This window comes from Stackebrandtia albiflava (assembly GCF_007994225.1).
Classification (GTDB): Bacteria; Actinomycetota; Actinomycetes; order Mycobacteriales; family Micromonosporaceae; genus Stackebrandtia; species Stackebrandtia albiflava.
Genome location: NZ_VLLL01000007.1, coordinates 202,948 through 227,120, shown reverse-complemented (window position 1 = coordinate 227,120; position 24,173 = coordinate 202,948). Strand labels below are relative to the sequence as shown.

Sequence of the window (24,173 nt, the reverse complement as noted above, 5' to 3'; positions counted from 1 at the left end):
GATGGTGCCCATGTCAGACGATGAATCGAAGGTCGTGGTGGTCAGTGGCGGCACGGACGGGATGGGCCGGGCCACCGCCCTGGCGCGGCTCGCTCACGGCGACCACGTGACGGTGATCGGCAGCAACGAGGCCAAGGGCCGGGCGTTGGAGGCGGAGGCGCGGCGGCGGGAGTCGCCGGGGCGGTTGCGTTTCGTCCGGGCCGATCTCAGTGTCGTCGCGGAGAACCGGCGGGTGGCGGCGCTGGTGGCCGACACGACTCCCGTGGTGGACGCGCTCCTGTTGTTCGCGAACCGTCCCCGCCCCCACCGGGTCGAGACCACCGACGGGTTCGAGTACACGTTCGCACTGTACTACCTGAGCCGTCACCTGCTCGGTGAGGAACTGCGGCCGCTGCTGGAGGCCGCCCACCGGCCGGTGATCGTGAGTGTCGCGGGTGTGGGCGTCACCGCCGGCGCGATCCACTGGGACGACCCGCAGTTGACGCGCGGATACGGCCCGGTGAAGGCGCAACTGCAGGCGGGTCGCGCCAACGACCTGCTCGGGGTCTCCTACGCGGAGCGGTACGGGGGTGTGGTCCCGTACGTCATGTACCACCCCGGATTCACCAGGAGCGGTGACCTGTCGACTCTGCCGGCTCCGGCGCGGTGGGTGATCCGGGTGCTCGGCGCGGTGGCGGCCCGCCCGGTGGCCCGGTCGGCGGCTCCCGTCGTGGACTGGGTCGACGCGCCGCCACGTGACGCGCTGACCGCGATCGACCGGGGCAGGCGGCTGCCGTCCACCCTGAAGACCCTCGACCCCGCCGACGCCCGCCGCCTGGCGGCGATGACGGCCGACCTGTTGTCCCGGTTATCCACAGGCGGCCCGGTTATCCACAGGCGGCCGCGTCCCTGTTGGACACACCGCGCGCGCCGCACCTAGGCTCGACGCCATGGGGAGGAGGAGTGGCGGCCCCCGTCAAGCGATGTGACCGGACAGACACCGCCGGCGCCACCGCCACGCGCGGCGGAAACCGGCGCGACCGTCGCGGTGCCGTGTGGCAGGCTGGTGCCGATGTCCAAACGTGAGGAGCGCGCCCGGGAGCGCGCAGAGCGGGGCCGTCGGCCCGAACCGCCCGAGCCGTTGACCGTGCCCGTGCCGGACAGCCACAGTCACCTCGACATCGTGGCGGGCTGGACGTGGGAGGGCGACCGCACCGAGACCGTCGCCCCCGACGATCCGGCGGTCGCCGAGGAGCTCGACGCCGCCCAGGCGGTCGGCGTCGACCGCGTCGTGCAGGTCGGCATCGACGTCGCGTCCTCCCAGTGGGCGGCCGACCTCGCCGAGGCCGACCCGCGGGTGCTGGCCGCGGTCGCGCTGCATCCCAACGACGCCCCGAAACTGGCCGACCTGTCGTCGGCGCTGACCGAGATCGAGAAGCTGGTGCAGCGCCCCCGCGTGGCGGCGCTGGGGGAGACCGGCATGGACTTCTTCCGCACCGACGCCGACGGCCGCGCCCAGCAGGAGGAGTCGTTCCGGGCGCACATCGCGTTGGCGAAGACCTACGACAGGGCCCTGGTGATCCACGACCGCGACGCGCACGACGACGTGCTGCGGGTCCTGGACGAGGAGGGCGCACCCGACCGGGTCGTGCTGCACTGCTTCAGCGGTGACGAGGGATTCGCGCACCGCTGCGCCGAACGCGGCTTCTACATGAGCTTCGCCGGCAACGTCACGTTCAAGAACGCGCCGAACCTGCGGGACGCCGCCCGGGTCTGCCCCGCGGAGCTGATGCTCGTGGAGACCGACGCGCCCTTCATGACGCCGATGCCGTTCCGAGGCAGGCAGAACGGCCCGTACCTGATCCCGTTGACGGTGCGGTTCCTCGCGGAGTGGCTGGGCCGCGACGTCGACGAGCTGTGCGCGGACCTGTCCGCCAACACCGAACGCGCCTTCGGCGGCTGGTGAGTCACGGCCGCGCGGTGACCCGGATGGACAGTTCGTTGTCTGCGGTGAAGTAGGGACGGACCGAGGCGTCTCCCATCCCGGTCGCCGGGAAACGCTGCGCGTCCGCGCGCCTGGCGATGTCCCCGAAGAACCGGCCGAGCCGGATCCGGCCCTCCGACGTCGTCAGCGACAGGTCCCAGTCCCGGGGCTCACCGGTGAACGCCTTGGCGAGTTCCCTTCCCGGGACGTCGACGCGGAAACCGTCCCCGTCCCACTCCACCGGCACCGTCCGGGTGTCGGTCGCGTCCTGGGACGTCAGCTCCAGGTCGCCGCCACCGGGTGCGCCCAAGAGCCGCCCGGACAGCGACAGCCGGGGACCGTCCCAGTTGACCGCGGCGACCTCGGCGTACCCGGTGCGTCGCCACACCCGCAGGCACAACCGGTCGTCGTCGGCGAACGGCACGACCACGACCGGGACCGGACCGGCCTCGCCGGTGAACAGGACACGGTCGTCGATGCGGCCAGCCCGCACCGGCCGGTCGCCGTCGTGGACCGTCCACTCGCCCTCGACCAGTGCGGTGTGGGCGGCGGCGTCCAGCACCGTCCCGGCGACGGTGACCGCGGGCGAGCACGGCCGGTGCAGGGCCAGCCCGGGCAGCGAGAACGACAGCCGTCCGAAGTCGACGCAGTCGACCTCCACCACCGGGCGCGCCGAGTCACCGGCGTGCGGCGCGAAGCGGTGCGGGCGCGGGCGGCGGCCCGGGCCGCGGGCACGCAGCCGCGAGAACAACTCGACGTGGCGTTCCGCGATCGGCCGCGGGTGGTAACGGGCCGCGGTGCCGATCGCCGCCCGCGCCAGTTTCTCCCGCAGTTCGGGCTCCTCGATGAGACGGCACAGCGCCTTGACCACTCCCGCCTCGTCGTCCACCGGGGTGAGCAGGCCGTTCAGTTCGTCGGTCACGATCTCGGGCGGACCGTGCGGGCAGTCGGTGGAGACCACCGGCACGCCCCGGTCCATCGCCTCCACCAACGTCAGGCCGAACGACTCCCGCCGTGACGTGGACACCGCGATGGCGGCCTTCGCCCATTCGGTGTCCAGCGGCGCGCGCACACCCATGAACGAGACCGCGTCGCCGAGCCGGAGCCGGTCGGTGAGCGCCCGCAGCCGGTCCGCGCGGCGGCCGTGCCCGTAGATCCGCAACCGCCAGTCCGGGTGGCGCCGGTGGACCTCCGCGAACGCCCGCAGCAGCAGGTCGAACCGCTTCCCGCTCTCCAACCGCCCGGCGGCCACGATGAGCCGCGAGTCACCTGCCGACACCGGTGTCGGCGGCGGCTGGATCGAGTTCGGGATGAACCGGACCCGGTCGGCGAGGCGCGGGAACGCCGCCCGGTACTCCTCGGCGTCGGCGGCGCTGACCGTGACCACGGCGTCCAGCCCCGGGTACTCGGCCGCGATGGCGCGACGCAACTGGGGCGAGTGGTGACCCAGGTACAGGTGCTCCTGCGCGACGCGGATCATCGACGTCGGGGCGAGCCGGGCGATGTACACGTTGAGGCCCGGCCGGGTCCCCACGATCACGTCGGCGTCACAGCCCCGCAGGAACCGGGTCAACCGCCGGTCCGCGAGCCGGTGGAACAGGTGGCTGCGGGTGTCCCCGCTGGGATGGTGGTCGCTGGGCGCGCGGGCCGCGCGCCGTGCCCGCCAGGTGTCGGCGGCCGCCGCCGGGCACGCCTGCGGCGTGTGGTCGACGAGCGGGTACACGGGCACCCGCGGGTCCAGCGGGAACCGGGTCTCGGCGTGCCGGCGGAACACGGCCGCGATCTCGACGTCGTGTCCCAGATCGGTCAACGCGGTGGCGGTGTTGAGGATGGCACGGATCGTGCCGCCGACACCGTCCACCGAGTGCGTCAGGAACGTGATCTTCATGCCGGTCTCCCCCCAGCCGACGTGCCTCCCCGCCCGTCCACCCCGGTCAGGGTAGTCGCCGGGGCGGTCCCGTGGCCCCGGCACGGGAGATGCCGCCGTGCCGTCGCGGCCGGTACGCGATGATTGAGCGCGTGGTTGACCTTCTCGGGGCGAGAGACATCAGGCGGATAGCCGAGGCCTTGTCGGTGCGTCCGACGAAGACACTCGGTCAGAACTTCGTCATCGACGCGAACACGGTGCGCCGGATCGCCGACGCGGCACGGCTGCAACCCGACGACATCGTGATCGAGGTCGGTCCCGGACTCGGGTCGTTGACGTTGGCGCTGCTGCCGTCGAGCGCCCGGTTGCACGCCGTGGAGATCGACGGCCGGTTGGCGGGCGCCTTGCGGCCCACCGTCGCGGCGCGCGCACCCGAACAGCTCGACAAGCTCCAGGTGCACCACACCGACGCGATGACGGTAACGGCGAGCGACTTCGACACCCCGCCGACCGCGTTGGTGGCGAACCTGCCGTACAACGTGGCGGTGCCGGTGGTGCTGCACCTGCTCGCGGTGCTGCCGAGCATCCGCCGCGGACTGGTCATGGTGCAGTCGGAGGTCGCGGAGCGGATGACCGCCGGGCCGGGCTCGAAGATCTACGGGGTGCCGAGTGTGAAGCTCGCCTGGTACGCGGCGGCGCGCCGCGCCGGTTCGGTGCCCCGTGGCGTGTTCTGGCCGGTTCCCAACGTCGACTCCGGGCTGGTGGCGTTCGAGCGGCGGGACCCGCCGGAGGGCGACCGCAAGGCGGTGTTCGAGGTGGTGGACGCGGCGTTCGCGCAGCGGCGGAAGGTGCTGCGGGGCGCGTTGTCGGGTTGGGCGGGCGGCATGCCGGCCGCCGAGCGGGTCCTCACCGCCGCCGGGATCGATCCGAGGCTGCGCGGCGAGGCGTTGGACGTCCACGACTTCGCGAGGATCGCCGCGCACCGGGAGGCCCGGTGACGGAGGCGGTGCTCCAACGGGACGACGCCCGCGACTGGGTGAGGGTGAGGGTCCCGGCGAAGATCAACCTGCACCTTGGCGTGGGGGATCTGCGCCCGGACGGGTTCCACGACCTGACGACGGTCTACGAGGCGGTGTCGCTGTACGACGAGGTGGTGGCGGTGCCGTCGCAGGAGGTGACGGCCGAGGTCGTCGGTGAGGGCGCGGGGATCCTGCCGGGCGACGAACGGAACCTCGCGGTGCGGGCGGCCCGGTCCCTCGCCGAACGGTACGGCGTCGCGTCGGGTGTCCGGTTGCGGCTCCTGAAGCGGATCCCGTTGGCGGGCGGCCTGGCCGGTGGCAGCGCGGACGCGGCGGCGGCACTGGAGGCGTGCGCCCGGTTGTGGCGGCTGCCGGTGGGCCGGGACGCACTCGTCGAGGTCGCCGCCGGATTGGGCAGTGACGTGCCGTTCTGCCTGCTGGGCGGGGTCGCCCTGGGCACCGGTCACGGTGAACGGGTGTCGCCGGTGGCGGCGGCGGGTACCCGTCACTGGGTGGTCGCGGTGTCGGAGGGGGAACTGTCGACGCCCGCGGTGTACGCGGAGGTGGACCGGCTGCGGGAGACCGGGGTCGGGCGCTGCCACGACGACGTGTCGGCACTGTTGGCGGCCTTGGCGGAGGGCGCCGACGCCGAACGGCTGGGCGGGCTGCTGCACAACGACATGACGGACGCGGCGATCTCGTTGCGTCCCCAGTTGGGTGAGGTGTTGGCCGCCGGTGACGCCGACGGGGCGGTGCGGTCCCTGGTCTCCGGGTCCGGCCCGACCGTGCTGTTCCTGGCCCGGGACGGCCATCACGCGCAGGCGTTGGCGGCGCGACTGCGTCTGCGGGGCGTGGCCCGGCAGGTGCATCACGTCACCGGCCCGGTGCCCGGCGTCACCGTGCTCTGAGTCCCCGCCGCGTGCGCGGCGCGTCTCCCGAAGGTCTCCACCGGGGTGCGGCGTGTCCGCGTGCCCTCGCATCGTGAACCGGCGGGCTGTAAGAGGCTGTCTTCGCACCTGCTGTGCTGCCGAGCGACGACCGGTCGGCGCCTCGCGGCGTTGGCGAAGGCGGTGCCGCAGAAGCGGTGCGTACCCACACCGGTACGCACGGACCTTCCAAAGCACCGCCTCCTCGGCCTTGCGAATGCACTCGACGGGACCGCCGCTCGCCACGAACGAGGCCCGAAGGCGGCCTCTAAGGCCAGCTCAACGCCTACACGCAGAAGTCGTGATCGAAATACCGGATATTGCGCACAGGCCGTGAGCGAAACTGGGGTACGCTGGCCGACATGTGCGGAATCGTGGGTTACGTCGGCCCTAACTCGGCGATCGACGTCGTCAGCGAAGGGCTGCGACGACTTGAATACCGGGGTTACGACTCCGCGGGTGTCGCCCTCGTCGGCGACACCGGCCTCGTCACGGAGAAACGCGCCGGCAAACTCGCCAACCTGGCCGAGGCGGTCACCGCCGCGGGCGGGCTCCGCGAACCCCGCACCGGCATCGGCCACACCCGCTGGGCCACCCACGGCGCACCGACCGACCGGAACGCCCACCCGCACGTCTCGGTCGACGGCCGGACCGCGATCATCCACAACGGCATCATCGAGAACTTCGGGCAGCTCCGCGCCGAACTCGAAGCCACCGGGATCGAGTTCCGCTCCGACACCGACACCGAGTGCGTCGCCCACCTCCTGTCGGCGGAACTGGCGCACGTCGACGACCTCGCCGAGGCCATGCGGCGCGTCTGCCGCCGGCTCCAGGGGGCTTTCACCCTGCTCGCCGTGCACGCCGACGCCCCGGGCGTCGTCGTCGGCGCGCGACGCAACTCGCCACTGGTGGCCGGAGTCGCCGACGGAGAGTACTTCCTCGCCTCCGACGTCGCCGCGTTCATCAGCCACACCCGGGAGGCGATCGAACTCGGACAGGACCAGGTGGTCGAGATCAGCGCCGCCGGCCTGAAGGTCACCGGCTTCGACGGTTCACCCGCCGAGGGCGTGCCCTTCCACGTCGACTGGGACGCCTCCGCAGCCGAGAAGGACGGCTACGAGCACTTCATGCTCAAGGAGATCGCCGAACAACCGCGCGCGGTCGCCGACACCCTCCGCGGCAGGTTCGACACCTCCGGGCAGATCCTCCTCGACGAGGTCCGCATGTCCGACCAGGACTTCCGCGACGTCGACAAGGTCTTCATCGTCGCCTGCGGCACCTCGTACCACGCCGGAATGGTCGCCAAGTACGCCATCGAGCACTGGGTGCGACTGCCCTGCGAGGTCGAACTCGCCAGCGAGTTCCGCTACCGCGACCCCGTCCTCGACCGTTCCACCCTCGTCATCGTCATCTCGCAGTCGGGCGAGACCATGGACACCCTGATGGCGCTGCGGCACGCCCGCAACCAGAAGGCGCGGGTCCTGGCGATCTCCAACACCGTCGGATCCACCATCCCACGCGAATCGGACGCGGTGCTCTACACCCGGGCCGGCATCGAGGTCGCGGTCGCCTCCACCAAGGCGTTCCTCACCCAGCTCGCCGCCTGCTACCTGGTCGGGTTGCACCTGGCCGCCGTCCGCGGCATCAAGTACGCCGACGAGGTCGGTGCCGTCGTGGCCGAACTGGCGGCAGCGCCCGACAAGATCGCCGAAGTGCTGGCGGCCATGGAACCGGTGCGTGAACTCGCCCGCAGCATGGGCACCGCCGACCGTGCCCTGTTCATCGGACGTCACGTCGGCTACCCGGTGGCACTCGAAGGCGCCCTCAAACTCAAGGAACTGGCGTACATGCACGCGGAGGGCTTCGCCGCCGGCGAGCTCAAACACGGGCCGATCTCGCTCATCGAGGCGGGCACCCCGGTGGTCGTCGTGGTGCCGTCGCCCCGTGGCCGCAGCCTCCTGCACGACAAGGTCGTCTCCAACATCCAGGAGGTCAAGGCACGCGGCGCGACCGTCATCGCGATCGCCGAGGAGGGCGACGCCGTCGTCGCCCCGCACGTCGACCACACCGTGTTCACCCCCCGGGTGCCGACACTCCTGGCGCCGTTGCTGACCGCGGTCCCGTTGCAGGTCTTCGCGTGCGAACTGGCGGCGGCCAAGGGCCTCGACATCGACCAGCCCCGCAACCTCGCCAAGTCCGTGACGGTGGAGTGAACCGTCCCGGGCCGTACCCGGGTGACGACACGGGCGCGCGCCGCCGAACGTGATCGACGGCGCGCGATATGTCAGAGTGGCTGGTGTGATTGTGGCAGTCGGCATCGACGTGGTGCTAGTGGAACGTTTCGCCAAGGCGCTCGACCGGACACCGCCACTGGCCGACCGGTTGTTCACCCCGGAGGAACGCGTCACCGCGAGCGGCAACCCCCGGTCCCGGGAGTCGCTGGCGGCCCGGTTCGCCGCCAAGGAGGCCGTCGCCAAGGCCCTCGGTGCCCCCGGCGGACTGCACTGGCACGACTGCGAGGTGGTCAGCGACCCCGACGGTCGTCCCTGGCTCACCACCTCCGGCACGGTCGCGGCGGTCGCCGCCGAACGTGGTGTCGGCAGATGGCACCTGTCGCTGTCGCACGACGGGGGCATCGCCTCCGCGATCGTGGTGGCGGAACGCTGATGCCCGGGGTGTGGAGGGTCGCGCAGGTCCGCGACGCCGAACGTGCCCTGATGGCCCGGCTGCCGCACGGGACCCTCATGCGGCGGGCCGCCGCCGCGTTGGCCGCCCGTGTCGCCCGGATCCTGTCGGCGACCGGGGGCGTCTACGGCGCCCACGTCACCCTGTTGGTCGGCGCGGGCGACAACGGCGGCGACGCGCTGTACGCGGGGGCCGACCTGGCGCGACGCGGGGCGAGGGTCACCGCGATCGAGGTGTTCCCCGGGCGGCACCACCGCGCGGCGGGGGAGGAACTGGTGGCCGTCGGAGGCCGCTTCGCCGACCGGTTGCCCGCCCGCACCGACCTGGCGGTGGACGGGATCCTCGGCATCGGTGGCCGTCCCGGCCTGCCGGAGGCGGCGGTCGGGCTGCTCGCGGGTCTCGCGGGCGTCACCATGGTCGCCGTCGACGTCCCCAGTGGAGTCGACGTCGACACCGGCGCGGTCACGGGTCCCGCCGTCGAGGCCGACGTGACGGTCACCTTCGGGGCGAGGAAACCGGCCGTCGCGGTGGGTGCCGCCGCCGCCCACTCCGGGCTGGTCGAATGCGTCGACATAGGACTCCGGCCGTTCCTTCCCGAACCATACGCGGTCATACCGACCGCCGAGGACGTCGCGAGATGGTGGCCGCGGGTACGCCCGTACGACGACAAGTACACCCGCGGGGTCGTCGGCGTGTGCGCCGGTTCCTTCCGGTACCCCGGGGCGGGGGAACTCGCCGTCGCGGGCGCCCTCGCTGGCCCCGCCGGTTACATCAGGTACGCCGGCACCGCCGCCCGGCACGTCCGGTACCGATACCCCGAGGTCGTCACGAAGGACCGGGTCGCCGACTCCGGCCGGGTACAGGCGTGGACGGTCGGGCCGGGCCTGGGCACCGACTCGGTCGCGGAGTCGCAGCTGCGTTCCGCGCTGGAGGAGGGCGTGCCGATGTGCGTCGACGCCGACGGCCTCACCCTGCTGGGCCGGGACCCCGCGCTCCTGGACGGACGCGGCGCGCCGACGGTCCTGACCCCGCACGACCGGGAGTTCGCGCGGATGGCGGGCCGCGCCACCGGCCCCGACCGGATCGGCGACGCGCTGGCACTGGCCCGCGCCCTCGACTGCGTCGTGCTGCTGAAGGGCTTCCGCACCGTCATCGCCGACCCGCACGGCCAGGTGCACCTCAACCCGACCGGTGACCCGGCGCTCGCCACCGCGGGCTCCGGAGACGTCCTCGCCGGACTGCTGGGCGCGTTGCTGGCCGCCGGGGTGCGGCCCGACCGGGCGGCGGTGGCGGCGGCGTTCGTCCACGGACTGGCGGGCAGGGAGGCGGGCAGGCACGGCCCGGTGACGGCGACGGGCATCGCGGAGACCCTCCCGAGGGTGATCGCGGAGCTGCTCGACTGAGGGGCAAGCCGGGCGCGGTGCGGGTACGTCGAATCCGGCGGCGCGGCACCGACGTACCGGGTGAGGGCGCCGAAGGACGGCGCCGTGTGAGCCGTGAAGGGCGGTACCCGTGAAGTACATGCTGATGATGCAGGGCACCGAGAGCGACAGCCGCCGGATGGGGACCTGGCCGCCGGAGGCGGTGCGGGACCACATCCGGTTCATGATCGACCTCAACGCGAAACTCTCCGCCGACGGGGAACTGGTCGACGCCCAGGGGCTCGCCATGCCGTGGGAGGCCAGGATCGTCAAGGCGGGGCCGGACGGGACACCCGTCGTGACGGACGGGCCGTTCCCCGAGAGCAAGGAGTTCCTCGCCGGTTACTGGATCGTCGAGGTCGAGGACGTCGCCCGGGCGATCGCCATCGCGGCGGAGGCGTCCACCGCGCCCGGCCCGGACGGAGAACCGCTCAACCTGGCGGTGGAGGTGCGGGCGATCGGGGAGGCCCCGCAGGTGTGAGACCGGGGGAGGCGGCCCGACCCGGCGCCGGCGGTCACGGCGGCGGGGTGGCGCGAAAGCCCCGCCCCTGAACCGTCTCGGGGGCCGCCACTCCTCCTCCCCATGGCGTCGAGCCTAGGTCCCGTCCCGGGGGCTCGTCGAGCCCGCCGGTCCGGGGCTGTGGAAAACCCACCGGTTGTGGACGACGGCCCCCGCCCGGGCACCGACCGTTACCGCCTGCCCCCGCCCGGGCACAGACCGTCACCCGCAACCCACCACCCGGCCGGTCGCGCCGCCGCCGGGACCGGGCCGGGCGGGACGTAACCTGGTGGGCATGTCCTTTCAGGCGGAGGCACTGGTCGACCTGGACGCGATCAGCGCGAACGTGGCGGTACTCGCCTCGCGCACCGACGCGGCGATACTGCCCGCGGTCAAGGCCGACGCCTACGGGCACGGACTCGTACCGACAGCCCGCGCCTGCCTCGAAGGCGGCGCCGTGGGTCTGGGTGTCGCGACACTGTGGGAGGCGTGGCGGCTGCGTGCCGCCGGAGTGACCGCGCCGGTGCTGGCGTGGCTGATCTCCCCCGGGCTGGACCTGGCGGCCGCCGTGGACGCCGAGGTCGAGTTGTCCGCGTCGTCACACGAGCAGTTGACGGAGATCGCCGCCGCCCGCGCGACCCGGCCCGCCCGGATACACCTGGAGGCCGACACCGGGATGGGGCGCGGTGGCGTCCCGGAGGCCGACTGGGCGCGGTTCGTGGAGACCGCCGCCAAGGAGCAGGCCGCCGGTCGCGTGGAGGTGGTCGGCGCCTGGAGTCACCTCGCCTGCGCCGACGAGCCCGGGCATCCCGCCAACGCCGCCCAGCACGCCGCGTTCCTGCGGTTCCTCGACGCCGTCGACGCGGTGGGCCTGACGCCCCGATGGCGGCACCTGGCGAACTCGGCGGCCCTGTTGACCGCCCCCGACCGGCATTTCGACATGGTGCGGCCCGGCATCGCCGTCTACGGCTACTCGCCGATCCCCGGCCGTGACTTCGGTCTCCGCCCGGCCATGTCGGTCAGGGCGAGGGTGACGCAGGTCAAACGGCTCCCGGCGGGCAGCGGCGTCTCCTACGGGCACACGTTCACGACCCGGCGGCCCACGACCGTGGCGGTGGTGCCCGCCGGTTACGCGGACGGCATCCCCCGTTCCACCTCCAACCGGGCGGAGGTGTTGCTATCGGGCCGTCGAGCGCCGATACTGGGGCGGGTGTGCATGGATCAGGTGGTCATCGACTGCGGCGACATCCCGACGCGCCCTGGCGAGATCGTGGAGTTCTTCGGGCCGGGAGCCGTCACGGCGGACGACTGGGCCGAGTGGCACGGCACGATCAGTTACGAGATACTCACGTCGGTCGGTGCCCGGGTGTCCCGCCGTCATGTCGGGGCGGCGGCGTAGTGGTGGCGGGTGACCTGTCCCGGCGCCGGGTGCGTCGCGTCGGGATCATCGGCGCGATAGCGGGGTTGGCGGCGGCCGGGGTGGCCGCGGGTGTGGCGACGGAGCGTTACCTGGTGAACAAGGCCCGACGTGATCCGGACGACCCGTACGCGGACGAACCGTTCGGGCGGCTGCCGGCGGACTCGGTGCGCATGGTGACCACGCCCGACGACGTGACCCTGCGGGTGGAGACCGTCGCGACGGAGGCGACCGCCGGTGACCCGTCCGCGGCGAAGGCGACCGTCGTGTTCGTGCACGGCTACTGCCTCGACCAGGGGACCTTCCACTTCCAGCGTCGCGCCCTGACGGAGTCACACCTGCCGGTGAGGGGCGTGTTCTACGACCAGCCGGGCCACGGCGGTTCGGGCGCGCTCCCGGTGAACGAGTACGACATGGACTCGTTGTCGGAGGCGCTGGCCTCGGTGATCCGGGCGGTCGCGCCGCGCGGGCCGCTGGTCCTGGTGGGGCACTCGATGGGCGCGATGACGATCATGGCGTACTCGCGGCGTCACCCGGAGGAGTTCGCGGCGCGGGTGGCGGGGGTCGCGTTGCTGTCGACGTCGGCGGGGAAGCTGGATCAGGTGTCGTTCGGGGCGCCGCGGGCTCTGGCGCGGGCGCGGCGACTGCTGCTGCCGGTGTTCAGTCGCGCCGTGGCGATGACACCCGGCGCCATCGACCGGGTCCGCCGTATCGCCGGTGACCTGGCGTGGCTGCTGACCCGCCGGTACGGTTTCGCGATCCCGGACCCGTCGCCCGCGTTGGTGTCCTACGTGGAGAAGATGAACACCGAGACCCCGATCAAGACGGTGGTCGGGTTCACGAAGACGTTGCTGGAGCACGACGAACACGAGTCGCTCGCGGCGTTCCGGGACGTTCCGGTGTTGATATCCAGTGGCGAGGAGGACCAGTTCACCCCGGCTGCCCACTCGGTGGCGCTGGCCGAGGCGATGCCGCACGCGAAGCTGTTGATGATCCCGCAGGCCGGTCACGTGGCGCTGCTGGAGCGGCCACACCAGGTGTCGGGGCCGCTGCTGGAGTTCCTGGACGCGTGTGTCGCTCCGGGCGCGGCGGGCCGGCCGGAACGGGTGTTGGAGGAGACCCCCGCCGAGGAACCCGCCGGGTGGCGGCGTAAGAAGAAGTCGCGCGACGAGAACGGAACGGAAGAGTGAGGCTTTCACTTGCCACGCCCACCGATACCCGGGAGTTCGGGATCCGGTTGGCGGGAGTGCTGCGACCCGGGGACCTGCTGGTCCTGTCGGGGCCGCTGGGCGCGGGGAAGACCGCGTTGACGCAGGGCATCGGTGCCGGGATGCGGGTGTCGGGTGCGATCACGAGCCCCACCTTCGTGATCGCGCGGGTGCACCGCCCCGACGGCGGGAAGGTGCCGCTGGTGCATGTGGACGCGTACCGGTTGTCGGGTGTCGACGAGTTGGACGACCTCGACCTTGACGCGTCGCTGGAGGAGTCGGTGACCGTCGTGGAGTGGGGTGGGGGCCTGGCGGAGCAGTTGTCGGACGCGTACCTGCTGGTGGAGATCGACCGCCGCGACGACGACGTGCGTGATGTGACGTTGACCGGTCACGGCGGGGACTGGGTGGAGCGCCTGGCCACTCTGGCGGCGACGTGATCGCCGTCGCCGGCCGTGGTGGCCGTTTCGTCTATCGGTGCGAGGGATTCACAGGTGTGACATGTTGACGTTGGTGATCGACACGTCCACCCCGGCGGTGACCGCGGGTGTGTACGAGGTCTCCGGTCCGGGCGCGGTGGAACGCCTCGCCGACGGTGCGGTGGTGGACGCGCGTGGGCACGGCGAGCACTTGGCGCCGTTGATCGACGGCGCGCTCGCCGAGGCGCGGGTGGCGCCGCGTGACCTCGCCGCGGTGGTGGCGGGGTTGGGGCCCGGCCCGTTCACGGGTCTGCGGGTGGGCCTGGTGACGGCGGCGTCGATGTCGCACGCGTTGGGTGTCCCGGCGTACGGGGTGTGTTCGCTGGACGCGGTGGGGTTCGCCGCGGCGGGCGGGGGCGGTCCGGTTCTGGTAGCGACCGACGCCCGCCGCAAGGAGATCTACTGGGGACTGTACGATTCGGACGGTGAGCGCCTGGCCGGTCCCGAGGTGGCCCGTCCGGCCGAACTGCCCGAGGCGGCACGTGCCGCCACCCGGGTGGTGGGTGACGGCGCACTGCTGTACCCCGAGGTGTTCCCCGACGCGAAGGACGAATGGCGGTACCCGCCGCCGCAGGTGCTGGCGTTCCTGGCCTCCGGCCGGATCGCCGCCAAGGCGCCCGGCGAGGTGTTGACGCCGCTGTACCTGCGCCGCCCGGACGTGCACGTCGCCGGCAGGCAGCAGCGGATGACCTGATGCCGGTGGAGCTGAAGCCGCTCCGTTGGTGGCACATCGAGGAACTGGTGGACATCGAACGGGAGACGTTCGGTGCCGAGGCGTGGAGCGCCGGCATGTTCTGGTCCGAACTGGCGGCCGGCCACCACTACCGGGCGGCCCTCGACGGCGACCGGATCCTCGGTTACGCCGGCCTGGCGGTGGCCGACGGCGAGGCGTGGGTGAACAACATCGCGGTCCGGGAGCGGGCGCGCCGCCGTGGAGTCGGTGCCGCGTTGCTTCGTGACCTGTTGTCGGAGGCGCGACGTCGCGGGGCCGACCGGATCGCGCTGGAGGTCGCGACCGACAACGCGCCCGCCCAGGCCATGTACGACCGGTTCGGTTTCGTGGGCGTGGCGATCCGGCGCGGCTACTACCAACCCGGCGGCGGCGACGCCCTGGTGATGGTCAGGGAGGTCGGCGAGCGCGACACCGCCGACTTACCTCCCAAGGACGTTCCACTTCGTCCGGTGATGTCCGCTTTCGCCTGGTGGGAGGCGAATCCGGTGTCTTCGCGCGACCGGATCGTGATGTCGCCGATATCGGATCAGGGCGAGGACTCGGTTAGGCTTCCCCGGACCATCGGGTCGATGTGCCTGGGATGGAGGCCGTCGGTGTCACCGTGTGCCGTCTCGTGCCTGCGAGGGGGCGACACCGCCGGTCGGGACGTTCGGCCCACCGATGAGAGTGGGTGGCTTTGCTCGACCGTAGTCTGCCGTGGTCGAAGGCCCCGGTGTTGTTGTTCCGGCGTCCAGGCGTGGCGTTGGCCCTGGCGGCCGCAGCGATGGTCGCCGTGGTTCCGGCCGCCGGGACTCCGTTGCTGCTTTCGGCGTCGCAGAGCGATTCCATCGCCCAGCAGATCGACGACCAGTGCGTGGTCCCCAGTGGATCCGACGTCCGGTTCCCACTGGAGGGGAGCTGGCAGGAGACCGTCGAGGGCGACACCGTCACCCGGGTGGCCTCCGGTCCCTCGATGGAGGAACTGCGGGAACGGGTCGCCGAGATCGACGCGGAGGCGGCGGAGATCCCGGGTCTGTCTCCTGTGGAGCGCACCTATGTGATCGGCCATTCGGTGACGACCGACTCCGGGTACGGCATCCCGGAGATCGCCATGGGGCTGCGGACCGACTCCGGTGACCTCGCGAAGGTGTTCGTCGCGTACCGGGACGGCGCCCCCGGCATGGTCACACAGATCGACGGCGATTTCGGCCCCGGCGCGTGGATTCCCGACGACCTCGGCAGCCTCAGCGAGGCCGGCGTCGGAGACGAACTGGAGCTCGCCCCCATCTTCGAGGGATCGCCGCTGGAGGACATGCTCGTCCCACCCGGCCAGGGAGAGACGATCCCCGGTGAGGACGGCCCGGTCACCCTGTACACCGAGTACGAGGACGGCGACGCCCCGACCGGCGTTACCATCCCGGTCACCGGTGAGTACCGCACCCTCAACGACTCCGACCTCGGCACCTCGCACTGGTGCCACCTGCAGGACATGCTCCAGTTCGACGCCATGCCGGAGGGCGAATGGGTGCCGACCGTGCTGGTCGACGAGGAGACGTTCTGGAGACTGGGCGGACAGGTCGAACAGCGGGTCGGTGTGATCCTGACCTACGAGCTCGCGGCCACGCCGACGGTGGACGACGCCCGCGAGGCCGCGGCCGGGTTCGCCGCAATGGAGTCCGCCCTGGAGACGGGTGACACCGAGGTCACCACCGACCTTCCCCGGTTCGTGGCGCGTGCCGACCTGGTGGGGGAGTCGCTGCGACTGCCGGTCGCGGCGGTCGGCGCGGCCGCCGTCCTCGTCGGACTGTCCATCGTGGGTGGCGCAGCGCTGCTGTGGACGCGTCGCCGCCGTATCGAGTTGACGGTGCTCGCCGGGCGCGGCGTGTCCCCGGCCGCGTTGGGCGGCAAGGCCGCCCTGGAGGCGATGCCCGCGCTGCTCCTGGGCGGCGTCGCCGGATACCTGTTGTGCCGGTACTCGATGCCGGTGTGGGCGCCGTCCGACCTGATCGCCGTCACCGCGCCCCGCGACGCCGCGTACATGGCGGCCGGGGTGACCGCCGCGGCCCTGCTGACGGTGGCGGTCGTCGCCGCCCGCGCCTGCCGCCGGTTGACCGAACCGGCGCGGGCGCACCGCAACCTGTCGTGGCTGCCGTGGGAACTCGTACCCGCGGGCGCGGCCGTGGCCGCGTGGACGTTGATGGAACCCGTCACCGAGGTGACCGCCGGTGAGGCCTCCGACCGGGTCGGAGTGGTGTCCCAGTTGCCGTCGCGGGTGTTCGTGGTGCCGCTGTTGGCGGCGATCGCGGTCGCGATGCTGGTCGCCAGGGCCGCCCGCTGGTACTGGAACCGGCCGAGACGCCGTGATCCGCGACGGTTCAGCGGGTTCCTGGCGTCGCGGCGCATCCGGCGTGACCGGTGGGCGAGCGCCGTGATGTTGGCGGCGGTGGCGGTGCCGACGGCGTTGGCGGGTTACGCGATCACGGCCTCGGCGTCGGCGGGAGCCACCATCGACGCCCAGGCGCGATCCGAGATCGGCTCCGACGTCGTGGTCTCGTTCGACGAACCGCAGACGGTCCCGCCGGAACTGGCGGAGCTGGGCCGGGTGACCGAGGTGACCAGGATCGACGGCCTCACCCTGCAGGGCACCCGGGTGAGCGCCCTGTTCGTCGACTCGGAGACGTTCGCGCGCACCGCCGACACCGCGGATCTGCTCGCCGACACCGACGTGACCGCCGCCCTCGACGGCGACACCGGGAGTGTCCCGGCGGTCGCGGGCGGCAGCGACCGGCTTCAGGACGGTGACGGCCGTATCACGCTCCCCGGCGCGGAACTGGACCTGACCGTGTCGGCGGTGCCGGACCTGCCCGCGAAACGCGGCGGCATGCCGGTCGTCCTCATCGACCGGGAACACATGCCCGACGAGCTGAGCCGGATCAGCGGATACCAGTTCTGGGTGCGCACCGACCGGCCCGAGGCGGTCAAGGACCTGATCACCACCGAGTTCTCCGACGTGGAGTACCGGATGCTGACGGCGTTCGAGCGCTACCAGGGGACGCCGAAGCATTCGGTGACGAAGGCGGTGGAGTACCTGTTGTGGGTGTCGGTGTTGACGGCGGTGGTCGTGGTCGTCGGGATGTTGTTGCAGTTGGAGTCGAGGTCGGCGGCGAATCGGCGGGCGTTCGTGATGATGCGTCGGATGGGTCTGCGTTCGGGTGTGCACCGGATGGCGTTGTTGCGTGAGATCGGGGGCCTGTTGGTGGCCGGTGTGGTCTCGGGTCTCGTCATCGCGGGCCTGTTGGTCGCGGTGATGCGTCCCGACTTCGACGTCGACACGTTCCGCAATCCCGGTGTGGTGCTGGACGTACCGGTCGAGTCGGTCGGGTACCTGGCCGCCGTCACCGTCGTGGTCACCGTCGCCGCGGCGTGGTTCGGGCACGCCCGGATCGCCGCCGCCCGTCCCTCGGAGGTGCTCCGTGAAACCGGATGAGTTGGTCTCGTGTCGCGGGGTGCGACACGGTTATGTCGCCGATTCCGGCGAATCCCTGGTCCTGGACGACCTGGAACTGTCCATAGCGGCCGGTGAGATCGTGGCGCTGACGGGGCCGTCGGGCTCCGGCAAGTCCACATTGCTGCGTCTTCTGGGATGTCTCGACCGGGCGCACGCCGGGACGATCGCCGTCGGTGGTGTGGACACCACCACGGCCTCGGCCCGCCGCCGGCGGCGGCTGCGCCGCGACCGGATCGGCTACGTCCGGCAGAACCCGGCCGACAACCTGATCGATCACCTCACCGTCCGGCAGCACTTCATGCTGGCGACGGGGATGGGCGGCCGTACGTCCACCGGGCCCGCGGAGCTGGCCGAACGCCTCGGCGTGGCCGGGAAGTGGCACCGGCGTCCCCGTGAACTGTCCGGCGGTGAACAACAGCGGGTCGCCATAGGTTTCGCCGCGCTCGGCCGCAGCGACCTGCTGCTGCTCGACGAACCGACCGGGCAGCTCGACCACGCGATCGGCGAACAGGTGCTCGACACGCTGGACCTGCTGCGCGACACCGGTTTGACGATCGTCGTGGCCACCCACGACCCCAAGACCGCGCGGCGGGCGGACCGGACCTGCCGACTCATCGACGGGAAGGTCGCGGCATGACCCTGATCGACGTCATCGGTGTCACCAAACGGCACCCCGGGATGTCGGAACGTCCGGCACTGCACCGGGTCGACGCCCGGTTCTACCCCGGACGCCTGACGGTGCTCGCCGGGCCCTCCGGCTCCGGCAAGACGACGCTTCTGTCCATCATGGGCGGGTTCGACGTCCCCGACTCCGGTGAGATCCGGTTCCGCGAACCGCTGCCGAGCGGCACGGCTCCCGCCGGACTCGCCTGGAGCGACGCCGGATACCTGCCGCAGGCGTTGGTGCTGCTGGACGAACTGACCGTCGCACAGAACGTGCAGTTGCCGGTGAACCTGGCACCCACTCCACCACCCGGCGACCTCGCCGATCCCTCACACACCACCGCGTGGCTGCGAGCCCTCGACATCGACCACCTGGCGGACCGGTACCCGTCGCAGACCTCCGGTGGGGAACAGCAGCGCGCCGCACTCGCCCGGGCGCTTCGGCTACGACCCCGCGTACTGTTCGCCGACGAACCCACCGGGCAGCTCGACCCGAGCCGGGTGGACCTCGTCACCGACGTGTTGCGGGACTACGCCGCCGGCGGCGCCGCCGTGATCATCACCAGTCACGACCCGGCGGTGATCAATGCCGCCGACACCGTCGTCACCATGGAGGACGGCACGGTCGTCGACGTCGTCCACCGGACGGGGCGTGGCGCGATGGTGCCAAAACCACCCGATCACGCGCCCACTTGGTAGCGTCCGACCCGTCACCGTTCCCCTACCACGACGGGAGACCATCATGTCGACTGTGAACAGGTTCGCCGACCGGGTACTGAACCGCCTGGTTCCCAAGCGCTCCGCCACCGCCGGCGTCGACTACTGGATCTGCGACAACGGCCGTTGGATGCACTGCCGCAGTGGTGTCGGCTGTGTCGACACCGGCGAGGGCTGCTGACCCCGGTCCCCTCACGGGTTCGGTGGGAACCGGTCGGCGCGCCGCCACCGGACCGCCGACGTCGGCGACCGCCGCCGCGAGCGCCGCGACGGCGGCCTCGACGTGCCGCTCCGCGATCCCACCGAACCCCAGGACCAGACCGGACGGGCCGGAACCCGCGATCCGGAAGTCCGCACTGCCCCGCACCGCCACCGAACGGGCCGCCGCGGCGGCCACCAGCGCGGCCTCGTCGACTCCCGGGATCTCCACCTGTAGATGCAGTCCCGCCGCCACCCCGGTCACCTCCGCCTCCGGCAGTCGCTCCGTGAGGGCCGCGACCAGCCGGTCACGCCGTTCCCGGTACCGCCGCCGCGCCCAACGGACGTGCCGGTCGTAGTCGCCGTGCCGCAACAGCTCCGCCAGCACCGCCTGGTCGAACACCGAGTCGCCGAGGTCGGTGCGCCGCCGGATCCGCACCACCTCGGCGGTCACGTGCCCGGGCGCCACCACCCATCCGAGCCGCAGACCCGGCGCCAGTGACTTGCTGACCGACCCCAGCAACGCCGTGCGGTCCGGTAGCAGCCCTTGGAGACACCCGACCGGTTCCCGGTCGTACCGGAACTCGGCGTCGTAGTCGTCCTCGACGGCGAACCTGCCGGGCCGGTCCAGCCACGCCCGCAACGCCGCCCGCCGCCGGGGCGACAGCACCGCGCCGGTCGGGTACTGGTGGGCCGGCGTCAACAGCACCGCGGTCGCGTCGCTGCGTTCCAACGCCGCGACGTCCATGCCCTCGGCGTCGACCGGAATCGGGATCACGGTGGCGCCCGCCTCCCGCAGCAACGGGAGCTGACCGGGGCTGGTCGGGTCCTCCACCGCCAGGCGCGGCCCGTGCAGCGCCCGCACCACCAGGTGCAGACCGTGCGCCACACCGCCGACCACGCTGACCCGTGACGGATCGGTGTCGGCGAACCTCACCCGCCGCAACTGGGCCGCCAGCGCGTCACGCAGATCCGGGAGACCCTGCGGATCGGGGTAGCCGAGACGGGAGTGCGGCAGCGCCGACACGACCCGTCGCACCGCCGCCAGCCACTGCCGCCGGGGGAACGCCGACAGGTCCGGCGTGCCCACCCGCAGATCGAACCGGGCGTCGGCGGCCCGGACACGTGCCGGCGGGGTCGCCGGGGCGGCGACGGCGCGGTGCGCGACCCAGGTGCCCGCACCGGAACGGGCCGCGAACACGCCCTCGGCGGTCAACTGCTGGTAGGCGGACACCACGACGCCGCGCGCCACACCCAGGTCGGCGGCCAGGACGCGGCTCGCCGGCAGCCGGAAGCCGACCGCCAACCGCCCCGACCGGACGGCCTCCCGCAGTTGGTCGCCCAGCCGCCGGGCGCTGTCCTTGCCGCCGGGTGTCAACCGGATGGGTAGATCGGTCATCGAATCGGTCCGGATTCTCGAAGGGGAAGCGGTCCAGATTACCGGTCCGTTCGGGCATAGCGTCGCGGTGTGGACGGGACGACGTGGCGTGGCGGCATGATGGGCGGCGGCGGGATGCTGCTGGTGGGAACGCTGGTGGCCGTGTCGGCGACCACGGCCGGCCACCCCGTCTACAGCGGACAGATGTGGCGGTACCTGGCGGGTGCGGCGGCCCTGGGCGTCGCCCTGATCGTCACCCGCACCCGACCGGTCCGGCCGACCGGACGGGAATGGGTCCTGCTGGTGGCGCTGGCCGCGACGGGGCTGGTCGCCTTCAACGTGTGCATCGTGACCGCGAACCGGTACGTGTCACCGGCCGTCGTCGCCACCGTGATCGGCGCGTCCCCGGTCGTCATGGCGCTGCTCGGACCCGTCGTCGCCCGGACCGGAAGACCCGCGGCGCGCGTCCTGCTCGGCGCCGTCGTCGTCGCCGGTGGGACCGCGGTCGCCGCCGGTGGCGGAGGTGTCGAGGCGGCCGGTGTCCTGTGGGCCGCCGGCGCGTTGTGCGGCGAGGTGGCCTTCTCGCTGCTGGCCCTGCCACTGCTTCCCGGACTGGGCGCTCTACGGGTGTCGGCGTACACGGCGGCGCTGGCGGTGCCGATGCTACTGGCACTGTCCTGGATGGACATCGGCGTGCCCGCCGTGTTCCCCACTCCCGCCGAGTGGGCCGCGATCGGGTACCTGGGCGTGGTGGTCACCGCGGGCGCGTTCCTGCTCTGGTACACGGCCCTGCCGATGCTGGGACCGAGCCGCGCGGGCCTCCTCGCCGGACTCATGCCGGTGGGGGCGGTCGCCACCCAGGCGGTACTGGGCCTGGGGATCCCGACGACGCCGGAACTCGCCGGTGCGGCGCTGGTCGTGGCGGGAATCCTGGCCGGTCTGGCGCCCCGCCGGTCCCGGACCGGGGACACCGGTGTTGTGATCACGCACACGGCCGAGGCCGCCGTCCGGCGCTAGAGTGTGGCGGCATGACGACCCCCATATTCGCCCTCGGCGACGAGTTCATCCGCCGGACCGCCGCCGGCAACCCGGTAAGGGCCACCTACCTCGGAATCACCGAGGGCTTCGACGGCACCGGCGACTTCGGCCCCGACGGGCAGGCCGCCGAGGCGGCACTCGCCCGTGACACCCTGGCACGACTCGACACCCTCCCGGAGACCGGCGACGCGGACCGGGTCGCCGCCACCCACATGCGGGAACGGCTCACCGCGGAACTGGCCGCCTACGACACCGGCGAGTGGAAACGCGCACTCCGCGCCCCCTACGGCATGGTCCAGTCGCTCCGCAACTACGTGGACATGGGGCCGCACACGACACCGGAACAGTGGGAGACCGTCGCGATGCGGCTCGACGGCATGCCGGGGCTGCTGGCCGGATGGCGGCAGTGCCTCCAGGTCGGGCTCGACGACGGGACCGTCGCCGCGCGGCGGCAGGCCCTGGAGGCCGCCAACCAGGCCGAGAACTACGTCCGTATCGGCTCGTTCGACTCCATCGTGTCCGAGTACGGCGAGGGGCCGCTTCGTGACCGGCTCGCCCGGGGCGCGGCGGCGGCGCACGAGGCGTACGACGACCTGGTGAGGTTCCTGCGCGAGGAGTACGCGCCGCGCGCCACCGAGGCGGACGGTGTCGGGCCGGAGCGGTACGCGGTCGCGGCACGGCTCGGTCTGGGCGCCGACATCGACCTGGTCGACGCGTACCACTGGGGCTGGGCCGAGCTGCGTGACCTGGAGACCCAGATGACCGCGGAGGTGCAGCGGGTGCAGCCGGGCGGGACCATCGAGTCCGCGATCGCGCACCTCAACGCCACCGAGTTCGTCGACGGAGCCGACGCGTACCTCGCCTGGTTGAAGGACCTGCACGTGTGGGCGCTGGAACAGCTCGACGGCTCCCACTTCGACATCGACGCGCGATTGAAGGACCTGGAGGTCGTGCTCGTGCACGCCCAGGGCGCCGGGTCGGCGTACTACACGGGACCCAGTGAGGACCTCAGCCGCCCCGCCCGGACCTGGTGGCCGGTCGCCGGCCGCGACAGGTTCGCCACCTGGTCCGAGGCCACCACGGTGTTCCACGAGGGGGTGCCCGGGCACCACCTCCAGATCGGACAGATGAAACTCGCCGGTGACCGGTTGTCCCGGTTCAACCGGTCGGCGGGCGTCAGCGGCCACTCCGAGGGCTGGGCGCTGTACGCGGAGCGGTTGGCCGACGAACTCGGCTGGCACACCGAGCCGGGTCGACGGTTGGGCATGTTGAAGGGTTCCGCGTTGCGGGCCGCGCGTGTCGTCATCGACATCGGTCTCCACCTGGACCTGCCGATCCCGGCGGAGGAGACCGCCCGGCACGGGCGACGGTGGAACTTCGACGTCGCCGTGGAGGTACTGCGCGACCGGGGCCGCATCGCGGAACACCGGCTGCTTCCGGAGGTCGTCCGGTACTGCGGATGGCCGGGGCAGGCGATCACGTACAAGCTGGGTGAACGCGCCTGGCTGGCCGCGCGGGACGAGGCGAAGGCCCGCCTGGGCGCCGACTTCGATCTGAAGGCGTGGCACACGGCCGCGCTCGACCTCGGACCGGTCGGACTCGACACCCTCGCCGGGTTCCTACGAGAACTGTGAGACGGAGCCTTCGGGGCACCTCACCGCCGGGCTGTCTTTGACGACGGCCCGGCGGCCGGATCGGTCCGGGCACCCCCACCGATCCGGTGACGTCCTCGGGGGCCGCCACTCCTCCACCCCATGGCTTCAGCCTAGAGCCGCCGTCGTCGGCGCGTCCACTGCGGACCGCCCGGCCTGTGGACGACGCACCGGTTGTGGAAAAGCGCTTGTGGACACAATGGTACCGGCCGGCGATCCGCCGTCGTGGCCGGGAGTGTCACCGCTCGGCGGTATTTTTCGCTGGTCCGCCGCCCACCGAGAAGAGGTCTCCGCCCATGGCCCTCACCACCCCGCCGCGCCGATACGACCTGCTCGCGGACATCCCGGAGCTCGCCGAGTACGCCCGGCCCGCCGTGCGGCTCCATCCCCGGCAGGGTGACCCGGGCGTCCACGACAGTTCGGTGGGCGGCCCGTTGCTGTGGCCCGCCGCCGAGCCCTGGCCGATGTGCGACCTCGAACACGAGGACTGCGACGACGAGCCCTTCGACTACGTCCTGGCCGAGCGGGCGGCCCTGAAGGGCGACTGGCCGCCTGTGGAGGACGGCACGGTGGCCGTTGGGGCATCGTCGACCCGGAACCGGTGATGTGCGACTGCGGACGGGAGCAGTCGCCGCTGTTCACGGCGGACTACGGGGAGTACGACGGCGAATCCTGGTGCCCGCTGGAGGAGGCCGGGAACGCGCGGATGGACTCGAACCCGGTCGGCGTCACGATCGGCCGCGGTTACACCCTCCAGCTCTACTACTGCCCCGAATCGGAACTGCACGCCAACCGCGTCGTGATGTTCTGACCCGACACCGGC

At 72.2% G+C, this 24,173-nt stretch carries 20 protein-coding genes and 2 pseudogenes; 20 read left to right on the top strand and 2 right to left on the bottom strand.

Annotated elements, in window-relative coordinates; genetic code table 11:
* Positions 1–10: 10 nt before the first annotated feature.
* Both LX16_RS19955 and LX16_RS19950 read left to right on the top strand, forming a co-directional pair.
* Entirely contained in the window at positions 11–919 is a 909-nt protein-coding gene (locus LX16_RS19955; RefSeq protein ID WP_147141393.1) for an SDR family NAD(P)-dependent oxidoreductase, read from the top strand.
* 132 nt (positions 920–1,051) lie between these two features.
* Positions 1,052–1,945, top strand: coding sequence for a TatD family hydrolase (locus LX16_RS19950; protein WP_147141390.1), 894 nt, complete (start codon positions 1,052–1,054; stop codon positions 1,943–1,945).
* 1 nt (position 1,946) lies between these two features.
* Here LX16_RS19950 and LX16_RS19945 read toward each other — a convergent pair whose 3' ends face one another.
* Positions 1,947–3,851: a glycosyltransferase family 4 protein gene (locus tag LX16_RS19945; RefSeq protein ID WP_147141387.1), complete on the bottom strand. Its 1,905-nt coding sequence runs from the start codon at positions 3,849–3,851 to the stop codon at positions 1,947–1,949.
* A gap of 131 nt (positions 3,852–3,982) precedes the next feature.
* Between LX16_RS19945 and rsmA the strand changes: the two genes are divergently transcribed.
* The 14 genes and pseudogenes from rsmA (at position 3,983) to LX16_RS19875 (ending at position 19,066) form a co-directional block, all read left to right on the top strand.
* Positions 3,983–4,828, top strand: coding sequence for a 16S rRNA (adenine(1518)-N(6)/adenine(1519)-N(6))-dimethyltransferase RsmA (rsmA, locus tag LX16_RS19940; RefSeq protein WP_147141384.1), 846 nt, complete (start codon positions 3,983–3,985; stop codon positions 4,826–4,828).
* On the top strand, positions 4,825–5,757 hold the full coding sequence (locus LX16_RS19935) for a 4-(cytidine 5'-diphospho)-2-C-methyl-D-erythritol kinase (RefSeq protein ID WP_244615908.1): 933 nt from the start codon (positions 4,825–4,827) through the stop codon (positions 5,755–5,757). Before rsmA ends, LX16_RS19935 begins: the two co-directional genes overlap by 4 nt.
* A gap of 380 nt (positions 5,758–6,137) precedes the next feature.
* A complete protein-coding gene (glmS, locus tag LX16_RS19930) occupies positions 6,138–7,988 on the top strand; it encodes a glutamine--fructose-6-phosphate transaminase (isomerizing) (RefSeq protein ID WP_147141382.1) in 1,851 nt (616 codons plus the stop codon).
* Positions 7,989–8,073: 85 nt separating this feature from the next.
* Positions 8,074–8,442 (top strand): holo-ACP synthase, encoded by a 369-nt coding sequence (locus LX16_RS19925; RefSeq protein ID WP_147141378.1) that lies wholly within the window; start codon positions 8,074–8,076, stop codon positions 8,440–8,442.
* Complete coding sequence (locus LX16_RS19920) at positions 8,442–9,863, top strand: NAD(P)H-hydrate dehydratase (protein ID WP_147141376.1); 1,422 nt, start codon at positions 8,442–8,444, stop codon at positions 9,861–9,863. The genes LX16_RS19925 and LX16_RS19920 overlap by 1 nt, the downstream gene beginning before the upstream one ends.
* Positions 9,864–9,981: 118 nt before the next feature.
* A complete protein-coding gene (locus tag LX16_RS19915; RefSeq protein ID WP_147142055.1) occupies positions 9,982–10,362 on the top strand; it encodes a YciI family protein in 381 nt (126 codons plus the stop codon).
* 313 nt (positions 10,363–10,675) lie between these two features.
* Positions 10,676–11,779: an alanine racemase gene (gene alr / locus LX16_RS19910; RefSeq protein ID WP_147141373.1), complete on the top strand. Its 1,104-nt coding sequence runs from the start codon at positions 10,676–10,678 to the stop codon at positions 11,777–11,779.
* Between the two features lie 2 nt (positions 11,780–11,781).
* Positions 11,782–12,987 carry an alpha/beta fold hydrolase gene (locus tag LX16_RS19905; protein ID WP_211354637.1) on the top strand — a complete coding sequence of 402 codons (1,206 nt, stop codon included), beginning with the start codon at positions 11,782–11,784 and terminating at the stop codon, positions 12,985–12,987.
* Positions 12,984–13,445, top strand: coding sequence for a tRNA (adenosine(37)-N6)-threonylcarbamoyltransferase complex ATPase subunit type 1 TsaE (gene tsaE / locus LX16_RS19900; RefSeq protein WP_147141367.1), 462 nt, complete (start codon positions 12,984–12,986; stop codon positions 13,443–13,445). The genes LX16_RS19905 and tsaE overlap by 4 nt, the downstream gene beginning before the upstream one ends.
* Before the next feature lie 61 nt (positions 13,446–13,506).
* Entirely contained in the window at positions 13,507–14,178 is a 672-nt protein-coding gene (tsaB, locus tag LX16_RS19895; protein WP_147141364.1) for a tRNA (adenosine(37)-N6)-threonylcarbamoyltransferase complex dimerization subunit type 1 TsaB, read from the top strand.
* Positions 14,178–14,612 (top strand): annotated as a pseudogene (gene rimI / locus LX16_RS27695) (ribosomal protein S18-alanine N-acetyltransferase); the annotation flags it as partial. The gene tsaB and the pseudogene rimI, both read left to right, overlap by 1 nt.
* Before the next feature lie 275 nt (positions 14,613–14,887).
* Complete coding sequence (locus LX16_RS27690) at positions 14,888–17,683, top strand: hypothetical protein (RefSeq protein ID WP_244615925.1); 2,796 nt, start codon at positions 14,888–14,890, stop codon at positions 17,681–17,683.
* A gap of 19 nt (positions 17,684–17,702) precedes the next feature.
* Positions 17,703–18,341 carry an ABC transporter ATP-binding protein gene (locus LX16_RS19880; protein WP_147141356.1) on the top strand — a complete coding sequence of 213 codons (639 nt, stop codon included), beginning with the start codon at positions 17,703–17,705 and terminating at the stop codon, positions 18,339–18,341.
* Positions 18,338–19,066 (top strand): ABC transporter ATP-binding protein, encoded by a 729-nt coding sequence (locus tag LX16_RS19875; protein ID WP_147141353.1) that lies wholly within the window; start codon positions 18,338–18,340, stop codon positions 19,064–19,066. The genes LX16_RS19880 and LX16_RS19875 overlap by 4 nt, the downstream gene beginning before the upstream one ends.
* 22 nt (positions 19,067–19,088) lie before the next feature.
* On the opposite strand, the gene pdxR is transcribed toward LX16_RS19875, so the two are convergent.
* A complete protein-coding gene (gene pdxR, locus LX16_RS19870) occupies positions 19,089–20,681 on the bottom strand; it encodes a MocR-like pyridoxine biosynthesis transcription factor PdxR (RefSeq protein ID WP_147141350.1) in 1,593 nt (530 codons plus the stop codon).
* 69 nt (positions 20,682–20,750) lie between these two features.
* On the opposite strand from pdxR, the gene LX16_RS19865 reads away from it, so the two are divergent.
* From LX16_RS19865 to LX16_RS19850, 4 genes and pseudogenes are all read left to right on the top strand, one after another.
* A complete protein-coding gene (locus LX16_RS19865) occupies positions 20,751–21,677 on the top strand; it encodes a DMT family transporter (protein ID WP_244615907.1) in 927 nt (308 codons plus the stop codon).
* A gap of 11 nt (positions 21,678–21,688) precedes the next feature.
* A complete protein-coding gene (locus LX16_RS19860; RefSeq protein WP_147141347.1) occupies positions 21,689–23,332 on the top strand; it encodes a DUF885 domain-containing protein in 1,644 nt (547 codons plus the stop codon).
* Between the two features lie 314 nt (positions 23,333–23,646).
* Positions 23,647–23,835: pseudogene (locus LX16_RS28285) on the top strand (hypothetical protein); the annotation flags it as partial.
* Between the two features lie 119 nt (positions 23,836–23,954).
* Positions 23,955–24,161 carry a hypothetical protein gene (locus tag LX16_RS19850; RefSeq protein WP_147141341.1) on the top strand — a complete coding sequence of 69 codons (207 nt, stop codon included), beginning with the start codon at positions 23,955–23,957 and terminating at the stop codon, positions 24,159–24,161.
* Positions 24,162–24,173 lie beyond the last annotated feature (12 nt).

Excerpts from the sequence above, each read along its gene's own strand:
- LX16_RS19920 (WP_147141376.1), top strand. The coding sequence starts at position 8,442 with ATGCCCGGGGTGTGGAGGGTCGCGCAGGTCCGCGACGCCGAACGTGCC.
- tsaB (WP_147141364.1), top strand. The coding sequence starts at position 13,507 with ATGTTGACGTTGGTGATCGACACGTCCACCCCGGCGGTGACCGCGGGT.
- pdxR (WP_147141350.1), bottom strand. The coding sequence starts at position 20,681 with ATGACCGATCTACCCATCCGGTTGACACCCGGCGGCAAGGACAGCGCC.
- alr (WP_147141373.1), top strand. The coding sequence starts at position 10,676 with ATGTCCTTTCAGGCGGAGGCACTGGTCGACCTGGACGCGATCAGCGCG.
- LX16_RS19955 (WP_147141393.1), top strand. The coding sequence starts at position 11 with ATGTCAGACGATGAATCGAAGGTCGTGGTGGTCAGTGGCGGCACGGAC.
- LX16_RS19860 (WP_147141347.1), top strand. The coding sequence starts at position 21,689 with ATGACGACCCCCATATTCGCCCTCGGCGACGAGTTCATCCGCCGGACC.
- glmS (WP_147141382.1), top strand. The coding sequence starts at position 6,138 with ATGTGCGGAATCGTGGGTTACGTCGGCCCTAACTCGGCGATCGACGTC.
- LX16_RS19950 (WP_147141390.1), top strand. The coding sequence starts at position 1,052 with ATGTCCAAACGTGAGGAGCGCGCCCGGGAGCGCGCAGAGCGGGGCCGT.
- LX16_RS19945 (WP_147141387.1), bottom strand. The coding sequence starts at position 3,851 with ATGAAGATCACGTTCCTGACGCACTCGGTGGACGGTGTCGGCGGCACG.
- LX16_RS19875 (WP_147141353.1), top strand. The coding sequence starts at position 18,338 with ATGACCCTGATCGACGTCATCGGTGTCACCAAACGGCACCCCGGGATG.
- LX16_RS19915 (WP_147142055.1), top strand. The coding sequence starts at position 9,982 with ATGCTGATGATGCAGGGCACCGAGAGCGACAGCCGCCGGATGGGGACC.
- LX16_RS19850 (WP_147141341.1), top strand. The coding sequence starts at position 23,955 with ATGTGCGACTGCGGACGGGAGCAGTCGCCGCTGTTCACGGCGGACTAC.